Here is a 13,319-nt window from a genome sequence, read left to right as displayed (position 1 = left end):
TATTGGTGTTATTGTGTTGCTGCGGTTTGTGGCAGCCGCCCTAGAGCAGCAATAACAGCGCCGTTGTAAGGGTGAAAAATGACGCCACCGTTGCCACCAACAAGCCACTGGAACAGAAGTTGCGCATACCGTAATGACTGCCAACCATCGGAAACAGCGCCGCCATGGGCAAGGCAGCATAAACAATGGTGAGGGTTTGCAATGTCGGGTCAAAGTCGGGCCACAGTATCAATACCAACATCACCGCCAGTGGATGAACCAGCAGCTTGATGGTGCTGAGCAAGCTGATATCACGGAGGTTGCCGCGCAAGGTATTGCCAACCAGTGAGCCACCAATCACCAGCAGGGCAATGGCGGCAGCGGCGTTACCTAACAGGGTCAAGGTGCGCAGGGCCGGATTCGGGAGAGACCAGCCTGCCACAGAAACCAGCAAACCCGCGGCGATGGCGATAATAATCGGATTTTTGATCAGCCGTTGAATAATACCCGCCAGTACCGTGATGATCGACAACGCCTGTTGCTGGTCTTCCTTGCTTCTGCCCAGCTCCACCATAATCAGTACCGCCGGCAGAATAACGATGTTTTCGACCATCACAGCGAAAGCAAAGGTATGGCCCCATTCCTCTCCAAAGGCCTGTACGACCACCGGGTAGCCGATAAAGATGCTGTTGGGCATGGAACAGCCCAGTGCCTTGATTGCGCTGGTGGACAGGTTGTTTCCGAGCATGCCGCGAAATACGATCAGTGCAACGATCTGGGCCAGCAAGGCCCCTGCTGCATACACACCGAGGAAATCCCAGGCCTGAATCTGGCTGAAGTCCAATTGCGATACGGTGGCAAAGGTCAACGCCGGAATCAGGCAATACAGTACCAGCCTGGATAATACCGGCAGCATGTCCTTGGGGATAAAACGACTGTGTACCAGGTAAAAGCCCAAGCCAATAACAGCAAAAATAGGAATAATAATCGAGACAGTAGACAACATGGGAAAGGCGTCCTGGGTAAGGGGCTGCGTAGTAGCGCTCGGCACTCAGATCAGATGACCGATGTTGTGGGTCAATGATCAACCGGGTAATAAGATTACCGGGCAAAACGCTATCACGTCAGGGCAGCAGGGTGATAATTCAATCTTGTGTGTGGTGATTCAATGATTGGTAAGGGCGTTGACTGCGACAAGGGCGGTCTGGTCACGATAGTATCTTGTCTCGCTCACTGACTGAGAGCTTATCAAAGTAAGGAATATCGCATGTGGATGGGTTTTGAGCCTGGCTTTTGGCTGCTGGCGGTCATTGCAGTGTTGATTACCGGGATTTCCAAGTCCGGTTTTGCCGGTGGGGTTGGCGTGGTCGCCGTCCCCCTGATGACCATTTATATCGACCCCCGTCAGGCCGCGGCCATTATGTTGCCGCTGTTGTTACTGATGGATTTTTTCAGTGTGCGTTTCTGGTGGGGTAAACAGAACCTGCAGGAACTGCGGCGTTTGCTGGTACCGGCGGCCCTGGGGTTGGTCGTGGGGTATCTGCTGTTTGATTGGCTGAATGCCGACATGATCAAGATGATGCTGGGGATATTGTCATTGGCGTTTGCACTGTGGGGGTTGGGTAAAAAGCAGGCGTTGGGTGAGCCGCGGCAGGGCCATCCGTGGGTTGCCCGTGTGTGTGGCCTGATGACCGGTTTTACCAGTTTTGTTGCCCATGCCGGTGGGCCACCGCTGAATTTGTATCTGTTGCCGTTGCGGTTACCACGGCCTGAATATCTGGCCACCATGGTTGTGACCATTGCCTGCCTGAATGTGGTCAAGCTGATTCCTTATGGCCTGCTGGGGCAGCTCAGTTCTGCCAACCTGATGACCGCACTGATTCTGATGCCTTTTGCCTGGATGGGTGCTCGTTACGGTGTGAAATTACAGGCACTGATAGACGACAAAACCTTTTACCGGATTATTTATCTGGCGTTAGGCTTGATCGGTTTACGGCTGTTGTGGGATGCGATTTGAGTGTTCTGGAGGAGCGACGAGTAGCAACCCAACTGGCTGCGAATGACTGTCGGCTGTTGTTCGTCAGGCTGTCATAGCGTGTCGTGTACTGCTGCGCTGTTATCAGCCAACATTGGCAAACTCACAAGCGGGCAGGGTGCTGACATGCTCGCGGATCAGTTGCTTGGCAGCGCGTCCACAGCAACCACAGTCGGTAGCCAGACCGAGCGACCGGCGCATTTCACCATAACTTTGACCTTGATCAACCGCATCTTTGACTTGTTGATTGGTAACGGCTTTACACAGACACACATACATATTGCTGATCTCCGCAATCGAGAATGACTATCAGTGGTAGACATTGTATCTAAATGATAAGAGTTTGCAATACTTTTAGTGACTGTAATTCCGGTTGGTTACCGGGGCAGGAAAGCGGCTAGCAAACAGGGTGCAGGCAAGAGCCATCGCAGGCCGTAAAACGGTACTGCGATGGCTGACTGATCAATGCTGGAAACGCCTGGATCAGTTGTGTGCGTGCAGCTCTTCGTTCAGCTGAATGGCACTCTTGTTGGTCACGCACTGTACTGCGCCACTGATGGAGTCACGACGGAACAGCAGATCGGATTTACCCGCCAGGTCACGGCCCTTGACGGTTTCAACCACATTTTTCTGGTCGTCCAGTACCAGAATCTTGGTACCGGCGGTGACGTATAAACCGGCTTCAACGGTACAGCGATCACCCAGTGGGATACCAATACCGGCGTTAGCGCCCAGCAGGCAGTTTTCGCCCACCGAAATAATAATGTTACCACCACCGGACAGGGTGCCCATGGTCGAACAACCGCCACCCAGGTCAGAACCGTTGCCGACCACAACACCTGCTGAGATACGGCCTTCAACCATAGAGACGCCTTCCGTACCGGCGTTAAAGTTGACAAACCCTTCGTGCATGATGGTCGTGCCTTCACCCACGTAAGCGCCCAGACGGACACGGGAAGTATCGGCAATGCGTACGCCTGCAGGTACCACGTAATCGGTCATGCGAGGGAATTTATCAACGCTGTTGACGCTCAGCAATGTACCGTTCAGGCGCGCATCCAGTTGGGCCGCCGGCAGTTCTGCCAGATCGATGGCACCCTGGTTGGTCCAGGCGACATTCGGCAGCAAGCCAAACATACCAGCCAGATTAACACCGTGTGGCTTGACCAGGCGATGGGACAGCAAATGCAGCTTGAGATATACCTCGGGCGTGCTGCTGGACTGGGCATCGGTTGCCAGTACTGTGATTACCACCGGCTGTTCGCTTTCAATGCAGGCACGGGCAAGGCCGGATTGAGTGGCATCCAGTTCTGCCAGCGCATCCGCAAATGCACTCAGGTCGCCACCGTCGGCTTCAATCGCCTGGTTGCCACCTTCGTAGCCCAGGGCGCTTTTGGCCGCTTCAATCAGGCTGTCGGCGGGGTTGAGCAAGGGCTTGGAGTAAAAGACTTCCAGCCATTCTCCTTTGCTGTTTTTGGTGCCGACACCGATGGCCAGTGCAAATGCATTACTCATGTCATATTCCTCAATTCAATTCCGCTGCGCCAGACAGGTACGGGCAGCCAGTCAGTCTGTGGATTGTTTAATCGGGTTTGATTAATCGGTTTGGGTTGCTGGTGGTTGGTTAAACAGGGCGGCGTAAGTATCTGGCTTGAAACCCAGTAACTTCTGGCTGCCGGTATCCAGCAAGGGTCGTTTGATGATCGACGGGTTCTCGAGCATGGCCTGGCGCGCACTGGCGTTATCCATCCGGGTTTTGAGGTCATCCGGCAGGGCGCGCCAGGTCGTGCCGCGTTTGTTGATCAAGGCTTCCCAGCCCAGCTCGTACAGCCACTGGTCAACCAGCGCCGGGTCCAGCCCGTCTTTTTTGTAATCGTGAAAGGTAAACTCAATCGCTGCCTGATCGAGCCAGCTGCGGGCCTTTTTGATGGTGTCGCAGTTTTTGATGCCGTACATGGTGATCATGATGAAATCCGCTGCCGAAAATCGAAAGGCGCAAGGATACCAAAGCCAGCGGCGGAGTTCAGCGTGTGGTGGTGATTCATGGCTGGATATACAAAGATCAGGAAGCCCGGGTATGACTGAGGCAGCTGCTGAGAAAACGGCAGACATCGGCAATTTCAGGATGCGACACCTCGTGTTGCATCGGATAGCTGAACCACAGTGGTTGCAGGCCATGCTGACGCAGCTGTTCCAGCGCCGTTGTTGCCAGCGAGATAGGAACCACCGGGTCGACTGTGCCATGGGCAATCATGACTTGCAGCTGGCAGTTGGCCGGATGCAGTTTGAACGGATTTACCCGGCTGCCATCGGGCACGTAGGTGCTCAGGGCAATCAGGCCACCGAGTGTCTGGCCAAAGCTGGAGGCGGTCTGATACGCGACAGCCCCTCCCTGGGAGAAACCGGCAATAAAAATGTTCCAGGATGGAATACCGCTGTCGATCTGCTGCTGGATCAGGCGATACATACGATTGACGGAATCGGCCAGCTGGTCGGGATCAATCGTGCGTTTGGGAGTCATGGCCAGAATATCGTACCAGGAGCGCATCGAGGTACCATTGGCCATGGTCACCGGGCGTTTGGGGGCATGGGGGAAAATACAGCGCAACTGAGAGGTGTCCATCAGGCTGCCCATATGCTGCACCACCGGGACAAAGTCGTAGCCATCGGCCCCCAGGCCATGTAACCAGATCAGGCAGGCACTGGCCTTGCCGCTGGACGGTTCGAGCACCACCTGCTCCGGGGTTTCGGTCATATTCATAGGCTGTATTTGTCTCCAGATGGGGCAGGGATCATGTCCCCCGGTCAGAAAAACAGACCGGCTTCGAGCTGCGCTTCTTCCGTCATCATGTCACGATGCCACTGGGGTTCAAACACCAGTTCAACGTTGACAGCACTGACATTGGGTACCTTGGCGACCCGGTATTTGACGTCAGAGATAAGCACTGGCCCCATACCGCAGGTGGGGGCGGTCAGGGTCATGCGAATATTGACCTGGGTGCCATCGATATCGATGCCATAAATCAGACCGAGATCAAGCAGGTTGATCGGGATTTCCGGATCAAAAATCGTCCGCAAGGCCTGCTCGACCTGATCTTTTCGAACAATGCCGTCATCGTGTGCGGCAAATTCGATTTGTTCTGCTTCCAGCCCCAGTGCGGCAGCATCCGTGCCGTCCACGCGCATCATATTGCCGTTCACGGTAACGGTGTAGTTGCCACCCAGCGCCTGGTTGATGGTGACAAACACACCTGGCGGAATGGTGGCAGGAATACCGGAAGGTACCTGTCGCGCTGGACATTCGGCCAGCGAAACAACCATACGTTTTTCCATAAAAGAATTACCTGTAGCGAAGGTTTTGCTCCGCGATGACGGTATGGCGACCGGTATCGCGGAGTGGCAGTGCTGGTGTGCCAAACATCAGTTGCCAGACAAGACGGGCAAGCTTACACCGACTCAGACCGAAAAGGATTCACCACAGCCACACAAATCACGGGCATTGGGGTTATTGAACTTGATGATGCTGTTCAAGCCTTCTTTGGTGAAGTCGATTTCGGTGCCACGGACATAGGACCTGGCATCGGCAGCAACATACAGGGTGACATCGCTGGCGACCTGTACAATCTGGTCGCCGTCACTGGGAGCGTCGACAAAATCGATATCATACTTGAAGCCGGAGCAGCCGCTCTTTTTGACCGCCAGGCGGACGCCGGTCTTGTCACTGTTTTTGGCCAGCATGTTGCGGATGTGCTGGATCGCTGCAGCAGTCATGCTGACATCGGCAGCGGCATTCGGGTCGTAGGTTTCAATACTCATCGGTGTGTCCTCAATCGGTCACGAATCATTACAGCAAAAACATCTTGGCTTTTTCCAACCCTTTGAACAAGGCATCAACCTCGTCCAGAGTATTGTAAAACGCCATCGAAGCCCGCACGGTGCCGGGAACACCCAGACGTTCCATCAAGGGCATGGCACAGTGGTGGCCGGTGCGTACGGCAATGCCTTGCTGGTCGAGCAGGGTACCAACATCCGCCGGGTGCACTCCCTCCAGCAAGAAGCTGAAGACCGAGGCTTTTTTGGCGGCTTCACCAATAATACGGATACCGCCCAGCTCCAGCGCCATGGCATGGGCTTTTTTGATCAGTGCTTCTTCCTGGGCCGCCAGTATCTTGCGGTCAAGCCCGTTGAGATAGTTGATCGCGGCGGCAAGGCCAATCGCCCCGGCAATGTTTGGCGTTCCGGCTTCAAACTTGTAAGGCAGCTGGTTGTAGGTTGTGCCAGCAAAGGAGCAGCGTTCGATCATTTCACCGCCACCCTGATAGGGCGGCATGTCATTGAGCAACTCTTCCTTGCCGTACAGCACGCCCATACCGGTCGGGCCGAATAATTTATGGCTGGAGAAAGCGTAGAAATCGACATCCAGTTGCAATACGTCGATATCGAAGTGGGATACGCCCTGGGCGCCATCCACCATGACGACGGATTCGTTGATGCGGGCCATACGGACAATGTCCGGAATGGGGTTCACGGTGCCGAGTGAGTTGGACACGTGGGCCACCGAAATCAGTTTGACACGGGGTTCCATCAATTCGGCCATGGCGTTGAGGTCGAGTTCGCCATTGTCTTTCACCGGAATCGGAATCAGCTCAGCACCAACCTGCTCACACAGCATTTGCCAGGGCACGATATTGGAGTGGTGCTCCATCTCGCTGACCAGAATACGATCACCCTTGCCAATGTGCTTGCGGCCCCAGGTGGCGGCAACCAGGTTTATGCCTTCGGTGGTGCCACGGGTCCAGACAATTTCTTCCGGTTTCAGAGCACCAATAAATTGCTGCACGGTGCGGCGGGCACCTTCAAACTGTTCGGTCGCCACGTCACTGAGATAGTGGGCACCACGGTGGACGTTGGAATTGACCGTACGGTAGAAGTTGGCTTCGGCTTCAATGACTGCATTGGGTTTGTGCGTTGTCGCGCCGTTGTCGAGATAGACCAGTGGCTTGCCATGGACCTGCTGTTGCAGTGCCGGGAAGTCCTGACGGATCTGTTCGATGTAGCGGCGGGTCTCGGTGGCATAGGCGTCGATCATGACAAGGCCTCCACTTGTTCGGTGGTAAACGCCGGGGCGCGGCCAAAACGTTGCGCCAGCAGCGGGCGTAACCAGTCCCCGATGGCAGGGTGCGGCAGGGCATCCAGCAGTTCGTTGATAAAACCAAAGCTCAGCATCACTTGGGCATCCTGTTCACTGATGCCGCGGCTTTGCAGATAAAAACGGGCCTTGTCATCAAGCTGGGCGACGGTTGCACCGTGGGCGCATTTCACATCGTCGGCGTAGATTTCCAGTTCTGGCTTGGTGTCGATTTCAGCCTTGTTGGTCAGCAACAGGTTTTTGTTGCTCAGCTCGGCCAGGGTTTTTTGCGCATCCTTGTGAATATGAATGCGGCCGTTAAAGACGGCTTTGGCCTGGTCGTTGATAATGCCGCGGAATACTTCGTTGCTGGTGCAATGGGCGGCAGCGTGTTCGATACAGGTATGAAAGTCGACCAGCTGCGATCCTTGCGGCACATATACACCAGAAATCTCTGAGTGCGAACCACCTATATTGTGGTTAACCACCAGATCGTTGCGCGTCAGTGCTGACCCCAACCCTAAATGAAACGCCTGATAGTGAGCATCACGCTGCAAGTCGATGCGGCTGCTGCCGATAAAGGCGCTGGCGGACTGCATCCGGTTCAGGCGGTAATGGGTCAGGCGGGCATTGTCGCCGATCTGGATATCGGTCTGATTGTTGGTAAAGCTGTTATCGTCGTGTGCAGAGACGGAAGCAAATTGTTCAATCAGTGTCAGTTCCGCATTGGTTTCCAATACCACCAGAACCCGGCTATTGACGCTGTAGGCTGATTCGGCTCCGGTGTTGATGGAACAGATTTGCAGCGGTTTGTCGAGCTGGCTGTTACGGCCGATGGTGACCAGTACGCCGCTGTTGAGCACGGCGTCGTTAAGGTCGTTGAACAGGTGATGATTCGATTGCTGGCGGGCGTTGGCCAACTGTTCAGCGATGGCAGCTTGCTGGTCTGTATTGGCGTTCTCAAACAGTACCACTTGCTCCAACGCCAATGCACTGGACAGCTCGGGATGGATCTGGCCGTTAACCAGCACCAGCTGATAGCTGTCCAGTCCGGCGATGGTTGCCGCTGCTGCCAGATCCTTGTTATTGGCCGCGGTGATAGGGGGGATATCAGCATGGTAGCTGTCCCCGGCCAGGGTTTTCAGCGAGCAGTATTTCCACGCTTCGGTTTTGCGGGTCGGCCAGGGGGCAGCGGCAAATGCAGCACTGCCCTGGGCGCGAATGGGCTGTAACCAGTCTGGCGCATGGGTGCCGTTGACTCGTTGCAGTTGTTGATCTTGAAAAACAGTAGCCACCTTAACTCTCCGGACTGTGGTGTTGTAACGCGTCAGGGTTCAGATTCTTGACGCCAGACAGACAAAAGCTCGCCATTTCAGGCTTCGCTTTCCAGCCAGCTGTAGCCTTTTTCTTCCAGTTCCAGTGCCAGCTCTTTACCACCGGACTTGACGATTTTGCCATCGGCCAGTACGTGTACGTAATCCGGCACAATGTAGTCGAGCAGACGCTGGTAGTGAGTCACGATAATAAAAGAGCGGTTTGGATCTCGCATGGCATTGACGCCATGGGCAACCACTTGCAGGGCATCGATATCCAGACCGGAGTCGGTTTCATCGAGAATGCACAATGACGGTTCCAGCATCATCATTTGCATCAGTTCGTTACGTTTTTTCTCGCCGCCAGAGAAGCCTTCGTTAACACCACGCTTGAGGAAGCTCTGGTCGAGGTTAACGGCCTTGATTTTTTCTCGGGCTTTTTTCAGAAAACTGACTGAATCCAGTGGCTCTTTGCCCTGGTGAGCGCGAATGGCATCGACTGACGCCTTGAGAAATTCGAGGTTGGAAACCCCGGGAATTTCAACCGGATACTGAAACGCCAGAAACAGACCTTCGCGAGCACGCTCTTCTGCTTCCAGAGCGAGAATGTCCTTGCCGTTCAGGGTGGCAGAGCCGGCGGTGACTTCATAACCATCGCGGCCTGCCAATACGTTACCCAGAGTACTCTTGCCCGCACCGTTCGGACCCATGATGGCGTGAATCTCACCGGGTTTGATGTCCAGGTTGAGGCCTTTGAGAATGGGTTTGTCTTCCACTTTGGCGTGCAGGTTGCTAATGCTGATCATGGTTGTTCCTGTCTTCGTCTGGCGTCAGACGCAGGACGTCGGACGCAGGATTTATTGCTCAGACGTCGGTTGACGGACGTCTGATGCTGTTGTTTTTCCTCGTTGTCATACTCAAGCTGGCAACGAGTTTGCCGATACACGTTGGTGATCCGGCTCTTGCGCGGGCGCAAGGGAACCGGGGTATCGGGCTGGGTGTGGGTCAGCCCACCGAGCCTTCCAATGACAGCTCCAGCAGTTTGCCTGCTTCGACGGCAAATTCCATCGGCAGCTCTTTAAACACCTCTTTGCAGAAACCGTTAACAATCATGGAGACGGCTTTCTCGGTATCAATGCCGCGCTGGCGACACAAGAACAGCTGATCGTCACTGACTGTGGAGGTGGTGGCTTCGTGCTCGATAACGGCCGAAGGGTGCTTGCTTTCGATGTAGGGGAAAGTATGGGCACCACACTGATCACCAATCAGCAGGGAATCACATTGGGTGTAGTTTCGGGCACCGGCTGCGTTCGGGTTCATACGCACCAGGCCGCGATAGGCGTTCTGGCTTTTACCGGCAGAAATCCCTTTGGAAATAATGGTGGAGCGGGTGTTTTTGCCCAGGTGAATCATCTTGGTGCCAGTGTCGGCCTGTTGATAATTGTTGGTCAACGCGACGGAGTAGAACTCACCGACGGCGTTGTCACCCTTGAGAATGCAGCTCGGGTACTTCCAGGTAACTGCAGACCCGGTCTCGACCTGGGTCCAGCTGACCTTGGCATTGGTATGGGCGACGGCGCGTTTGGTCACAAAATTATAAATGCCGCCCTTGCCTTCTTCGTCGCCGGGATACCAGTTTTGCACCGTGCTGTATTTGATTTCTGCATCATCAAGGGCGATCAGTTCCACCACCGCAGCGTGTAACTGGTTTTCGTCGCGCATTGGCGCGGTACAGCCTTCGAGGTAGGAAACGTGGGAGCCTTCATCGGCGATGATCAGGGTACGTTCAAACTGACCGGTTTTGGCTTCGTTGATGCGGAAGTAGGTCGACAATTCCATCGGGCAGCGGACGCCTTTGGGAATATAAACAAACGAGCCATCGGAGAACACGGCACTGTTAAGTGCGGCATAAAAGTTGTCACGCTGTGGCACCACGGTACCAAGGTATTTTTTCACCAGTTCCGGGTGTTTGTGTACCGCTTCGGAAATCGGCATAAAAATCACCCCGGCTTCCGCCAGTTTGTCGCGGAAGGTGGTGGCAACGGATACCGAGTCAAACACCGCATCGACGGCAACACCGGCCAGCATCAGCTGTTCGTGCAGCGGAATACCCAGTTTTTCATAGGTGCGCAGCAGTTCAGGGTCGACTTCGTCGAGGCTTTTGGGGCCATCGGCCATGCTTTTGGGGGCGGAATAATACGACAGTGCCTGAAAGTCCGGCTTGTCGTATTGTACGTGAGCCCAATCCGGTTCGACCATTTCCAGCCAGGAGCGGTAAGCTTTCAGACGCCATTCGGTCATCCATTCCGGCTCACCTTTCTTGGCAGAAATAAATCGCACCACGTCTTCATTCAAGCCGGGGAGCAAGGTGTCGGATTCGATATCACTGATAAATCCGGCAGCGTATTCTTTTTTGAAACGCTGGTGGATTTCCTGATTCGCTTCGGGGTCGGTCAGAACTGGGGTTGGGGCATCGGTCATGGCGCTATCTCTCGGTCGGATGACATCGTTCCGTTCCTGATTGCAAACCGTGAGGTGATGGCTTGCCAGCATTGCTGCTGAACTCAGCGGTCAACGCAGGCCACGATGGCTCAAGCTGTGCGGATATCATCATTTCGTTAGTCCCACCATTCTACTCAAGTAATCACGGTATTACCAGAATCAATACTAATTTGGTATGCTTTGGTGATAAACCGGTTTATGCCACTGTTGCGGTGGCTCCTGAAGCAGCGATCTAGCGCTGGCTAATGGACGATCAAGTGAGTAATTACTCTCCATGAAAATCAGCAAAATGACCGACTATGGTGTGCTGGTACTGAACCATTTGGCGCAAAGCGGCGGGGCTCAGCAGTCCACTGATGAAATTATCAGCAGTATTGGTGTGTCGTTGCCAACCGCTCGTAAGGTATTAAAAACCCTGGCTGATGCCGGACTGGTACAGGCGCGGCGCGGGTCTCGTGGTGGATATCGGCTGGCCCGTCGTCCGGAGCAAATTCCTTTGCTGACGATTGTGGAAGCCTTTGAAGGCAAGGTCAGCCTGACCGAATGCAGCACGGTTGAGTCGGGTTGTGATATTACCGATAGCTGCTCATTGGCCGAAAACTGGGGCGGAATCAACCAGGTGCTGACGCTGGTACTGTCGGGTATCAGCTTGCACGACATTCGCCATCCGCAAGCGCTGCAGCGTATTACCGCCTGTTTAACCTTGTCTACCGATCAGATTCCGCTGACCAATCTGGATTAGGTCATACCGTGGCTGCCGGTGTTCTGTCATGCAAATGTCACCGAAGCGTCATTTGAGCTGATATCGACAAGAATCTGTCATGTTTTGTATCTAGACTGGTTTGATGAATATTACGGACCGATCTGATATGCGCCTGGTTTCCCTGTGTCTTTTCTTACTGTTATCGATGGCGACGATTGAAGCGGCAGAGCTTGAATCCCATGTGCTGGAGTTACAAGGCGTTGCGGTTTATCAGCGGCTGGATAACGATGTGTATCTGGCTTCTGTCTACAGCGCCAGTGGCAGCAGTGATAGCTGGTTACACGCCAGTCAGCCACTACGGCTGGAAATGCATATCCTGGCTGAAGAACTCTCTCCCCGGCGTTTTTATCGGCTCTGGAATGAAGGGCTGGCAATTAATCTCAGCGAAGAGGAAATGAACCAGCGAGTTACGGAAGTCACCCGTTTTATGCATTTGCTGAAGGATGACTTGCTGGCAGGGGATCATCTGGTGATTTCCAACGAAAGCAATCAAACGCTGGTGTCTGTTAACGGGGTTGAGCTGTTGCAGTTGGATGATCCTGGGTTTGTACGGGCGTTAGTGGCTGCCTGGGTAGGGCAGTACCCTCGCTCACAAAAATTCAAGGATGATCTGGTGCATATGTCTGCCGATCAGCGCCAGTTGCAAGAGGCCCGGTTGCTGTCTATACAACCTGCACCGGGGCGTCAGCAAGTGATCAAGGGGTGGCTGGCCGCAAGCAAACCACCGGCCCAACCGGTCCGCCGTCCATCACGTGAGCGATTGGATGCGGCAGCCGCGGTTGCAGCACCTGTATCGGCTCCAGCTCCGGTATCGGCTCCAGCTCCGGCTTCAGCTTCAACGGCAGCTGCTACAGAGCACGTGGTTGCCAGTACCGTCAGTAATCAGGCGGCTCCAGAGACGGCGATAGTGCTGGATAAAACGGCGGATACAGCCGTCGAATTACCCGACAGTACTGACGCCATGGCAGAGGATGGCGTGAGTCCCTTGGAGGCAGAATCAACAGCAGACGCAGCGGTGGATGTGTCAAGCACTGAACAATCAGAACAGCAGCAACAACTGGAAATACAGGCCGTCGCGGCACAAGCGGCGGCTGAACTGGCCGCGCAGCAGGCACAGCGTATGCGTCAGGAAGCCTTGCAGATTGAACAGCAACAAGCTGAAACCCGCTATTATCAGGAGCTGCTGACGAGCGCAAACGGGAAGGTGCTGTACCCCAAGCAGGCGGTGCGGCGCGGGCTGGAAGGCACCACTCAAGTAACCTTGAAATTGCAACGGGACGGACAGCTGGTATCGGCCGTTGTCAGTGATAGTTCCGGCCATGAAGTACTGGATTCGGCTGCGGTGCGAGCGGCAGAACGGGCCGCGCCTTATCAGGCGTTGCCGGATGTCTTATCTGGCTCAGATTTTGAGTTCGATATTCCTTTTCGTTTTGTGATGAATGCCCGTTAACCAGGCTGCCAGTCCCCGGTGCGTCGTGCTAACGTTGGACAATCTGAAGGGATGCGGAAAGACGCGAAGGGCAAGATAAACGCCTGCGTTGTGTTAGTGTGATAAATATCATTAACACGTCGTGCAAGGGGGTTTTTCTGGTAATACCA

Annotated in this window: 14 protein-coding genes; 3 read left to right on the top strand and 11 right to left on the bottom strand. The window is 54.5% G+C overall.

Translation table 11 applies throughout. The features are described 5' to 3' along the window. Nucleotides 1–40 precede the first annotated feature (40 nt). On the bottom strand, nucleotides 41–985 hold the full coding sequence (locus Q8W24_RS00830; protein ID WP_305474077.1) for an AEC family transporter: 945 nt from the start codon (nucleotides 983–985) through the stop codon (nucleotides 41–43). 261 nt (nucleotides 986–1,246) lie between these two features. On the opposite strand from Q8W24_RS00830, the gene Q8W24_RS00825 reads away from it, so the two are divergent. After that, nucleotides 1,247–1,996, top strand: a complete 750-nt coding sequence (locus Q8W24_RS00825) for a sulfite exporter TauE/SafE family protein (RefSeq protein ID WP_305413851.1) — start codon at nucleotides 1,247–1,249, stop codon at nucleotides 1,994–1,996. Nucleotides 1,997–2,098: 102 nt separating this feature from the next. Here Q8W24_RS00825 and Q8W24_RS00820 read toward each other — a convergent pair whose 3' ends face one another. From Q8W24_RS00820 to sufB, 10 genes are all read right to left on the bottom strand, one after another. Beyond that, nucleotides 2,099–2,293, bottom strand: a complete 195-nt coding sequence (locus Q8W24_RS00820) for a (2Fe-2S)-binding protein (RefSeq protein ID WP_303432943.1) — start codon at nucleotides 2,291–2,293, stop codon at nucleotides 2,099–2,101. 204 nt (nucleotides 2,294–2,497) lie between these two features. After that, on the bottom strand, nucleotides 2,498–3,529 hold the full coding sequence (gene dapD / locus Q8W24_RS00815; RefSeq protein ID WP_303432941.1) for a 2,3,4,5-tetrahydropyridine-2,6-dicarboxylate N-succinyltransferase: 1,032 nt from the start codon (nucleotides 3,527–3,529) through the stop codon (nucleotides 2,498–2,500). An 81-nt stretch (nucleotides 3,530–3,610) separates the two neighbouring features. Next, nucleotides 3,611–3,979: an ArsC family reductase gene (locus Q8W24_RS00810; protein ID WP_305474076.1), complete on the bottom strand. Its 369-nt coding sequence runs from the start codon at nucleotides 3,977–3,979 to the stop codon at nucleotides 3,611–3,613. A gap of 97 nt (nucleotides 3,980–4,076) precedes the next feature. After that, nucleotides 4,077–4,775 (bottom strand): alpha/beta hydrolase, encoded by a 699-nt coding sequence (locus Q8W24_RS00805; RefSeq protein WP_305474075.1) that lies wholly within the window; start codon nucleotides 4,773–4,775, stop codon nucleotides 4,077–4,079. Nucleotides 4,776–4,819: 44 nt separating this feature from the next. Next, entirely contained in the window at nucleotides 4,820–5,347 is a 528-nt protein-coding gene (gene sufT / locus Q8W24_RS00800) for a putative Fe-S cluster assembly protein SufT (RefSeq protein WP_303432935.1), read from the bottom strand. Nucleotides 5,348–5,470: 123 nt separating this feature from the next. Beyond that, nucleotides 5,471–5,830 carry an iron-sulfur cluster assembly accessory protein gene (locus Q8W24_RS00795; protein ID WP_303432933.1) on the bottom strand — a complete coding sequence of 120 codons (360 nt, stop codon included), beginning with the start codon at nucleotides 5,828–5,830 and terminating at the stop codon, nucleotides 5,471–5,473. A gap of 28 nt (nucleotides 5,831–5,858) precedes the next feature. Further along, nucleotides 5,859–7,103, bottom strand: a complete 1,245-nt coding sequence (locus tag Q8W24_RS00790; RefSeq protein ID WP_305413845.1) for an aminotransferase class V-fold PLP-dependent enzyme — start codon at nucleotides 7,101–7,103, stop codon at nucleotides 5,859–5,861. Continuing rightward, nucleotides 7,100–8,437 carry a Fe-S cluster assembly protein SufD gene (sufD, locus tag Q8W24_RS00785; RefSeq protein ID WP_305413844.1) on the bottom strand — a complete coding sequence of 446 codons (1,338 nt, stop codon included), beginning with the start codon at nucleotides 8,435–8,437 and terminating at the stop codon, nucleotides 7,100–7,102. The genes Q8W24_RS00790 and sufD overlap by 4 nt, the downstream gene beginning before the upstream one ends. A 77-nt stretch (nucleotides 8,438–8,514) precedes the next feature. Further along, nucleotides 8,515–9,261 (bottom strand): Fe-S cluster assembly ATPase SufC, encoded by a 747-nt coding sequence (gene sufC / locus Q8W24_RS00780; RefSeq protein ID WP_303432927.1) that lies wholly within the window; start codon nucleotides 9,259–9,261, stop codon nucleotides 8,515–8,517. 199 nt (nucleotides 9,262–9,460) lie between these two features. After that, nucleotides 9,461–10,936 (bottom strand): Fe-S cluster assembly protein SufB, encoded by a 1,476-nt coding sequence (gene sufB, locus Q8W24_RS00775; protein WP_303432926.1) that lies wholly within the window; start codon nucleotides 10,934–10,936, stop codon nucleotides 9,461–9,463. 295 nt (nucleotides 10,937–11,231) lie between these two features. Here sufB and Q8W24_RS00770 point away from each other — a divergent pair, with 295 nt between their 5' ends. Both Q8W24_RS00770 and Q8W24_RS00765 read left to right on the top strand, forming a co-directional pair. Next, the gene (locus Q8W24_RS00770; RefSeq protein WP_303432925.1) at nucleotides 11,232–11,699 is read left to right on the top strand and encodes an SUF system Fe-S cluster assembly regulator; all 468 of its coding nucleotides are present in this window, start codon (nucleotides 11,232–11,234) and stop codon (nucleotides 11,697–11,699) included. A gap of 127 nt (nucleotides 11,700–11,826) precedes the next feature. Next, the gene (locus Q8W24_RS00765; protein ID WP_305453070.1) at nucleotides 11,827–13,170 is read left to right on the top strand and encodes a TonB family protein; all 1,344 of its coding nucleotides are present in this window, start codon (nucleotides 11,827–11,829) and stop codon (nucleotides 13,168–13,170) included. Nucleotides 13,171–13,319: the final 149 nt, after the last annotated feature.

The sequence above is a fragment of the Oceanobacter sp. 4_MG-2023 genome (assembly GCF_030689165.1).
Classification (GTDB): Bacteria; Pseudomonadota; Gammaproteobacteria; order Pseudomonadales; family Oceanobacteraceae; genus Oceanobacter.
The sequence above is the reverse complement of the archived record's forward strand: the minus strand, read 5'-3'. Positions and strand labels throughout refer to the sequence as shown.

What these genes read in the sequence shown, in the direction of transcription:
- Q8W24_RS00830 (WP_305474077.1), bottom strand. Translation starts at nt 985, where the DNA reads ATGTTGTCTACTGTCTCGATTATTATTCCTATTTTTGCTGTTATTGGC.
- Q8W24_RS00825 (WP_305413851.1), top strand. Translation starts at nt 1,247, where the DNA reads ATGTGGATGGGTTTTGAGCCTGGCTTTTGGCTGCTGGCGGTCATTGCA.
- Q8W24_RS00820 (WP_303432943.1), bottom strand. Translation starts at nt 2,293, where the DNA reads ATGTATGTGTGTCTGTGTAAAGCCGTTACCAATCAACAAGTCAAAGAT.
- dapD (WP_303432941.1), bottom strand. Translation starts at nt 3,529, where the DNA reads ATGAGTAATGCATTTGCACTGGCCATCGGTGTCGGCACCAAAAACAGC.
- Q8W24_RS00810 (WP_305474076.1), bottom strand. Translation starts at nt 3,979, where the DNA reads ATGATCACCATGTACGGCATCAAAAACTGCGACACCATCAAAAAGGCC.
- Q8W24_RS00805 (WP_305474075.1), bottom strand. Translation starts at nt 4,775, where the DNA reads ATGAATATGACCGAAACCCCGGAGCAGGTGGTGCTCGAACCGTCCAGC.
- sufT (WP_303432935.1), bottom strand. Translation starts at nt 5,347, where the DNA reads ATGGAAAAACGTATGGTTGTTTCGCTGGCCGAATGTCCAGCGCGACAG.
- Q8W24_RS00795 (WP_303432933.1), bottom strand. Translation starts at nt 5,830, where the DNA reads ATGAGTATTGAAACCTACGACCCGAATGCCGCTGCCGATGTCAGCATG.
- Q8W24_RS00790 (WP_305413845.1), bottom strand. Translation starts at nt 7,103, where the DNA reads ATGATCGACGCCTATGCCACCGAGACCCGCCGCTACATCGAACAGATC.
- sufC (WP_303432927.1), bottom strand. Translation starts at nt 9,261, where the DNA reads ATGATCAGCATTAGCAACCTGCACGCCAAAGTGGAAGACAAACCCATT.
- sufB (WP_303432926.1), bottom strand. Translation starts at nt 10,936, where the DNA reads ATGACCGATGCCCCAACCCCAGTTCTGACCGACCCCGAAGCGAATCAG.
- Q8W24_RS00770 (WP_303432925.1), top strand. Translation starts at nt 11,232, where the DNA reads ATGAAAATCAGCAAAATGACCGACTATGGTGTGCTGGTACTGAACCAT.
- Q8W24_RS00765 (WP_305453070.1), top strand. Translation starts at nt 11,827, where the DNA reads ATGCGCCTGGTTTCCCTGTGTCTTTTCTTACTGTTATCGATGGCGACG.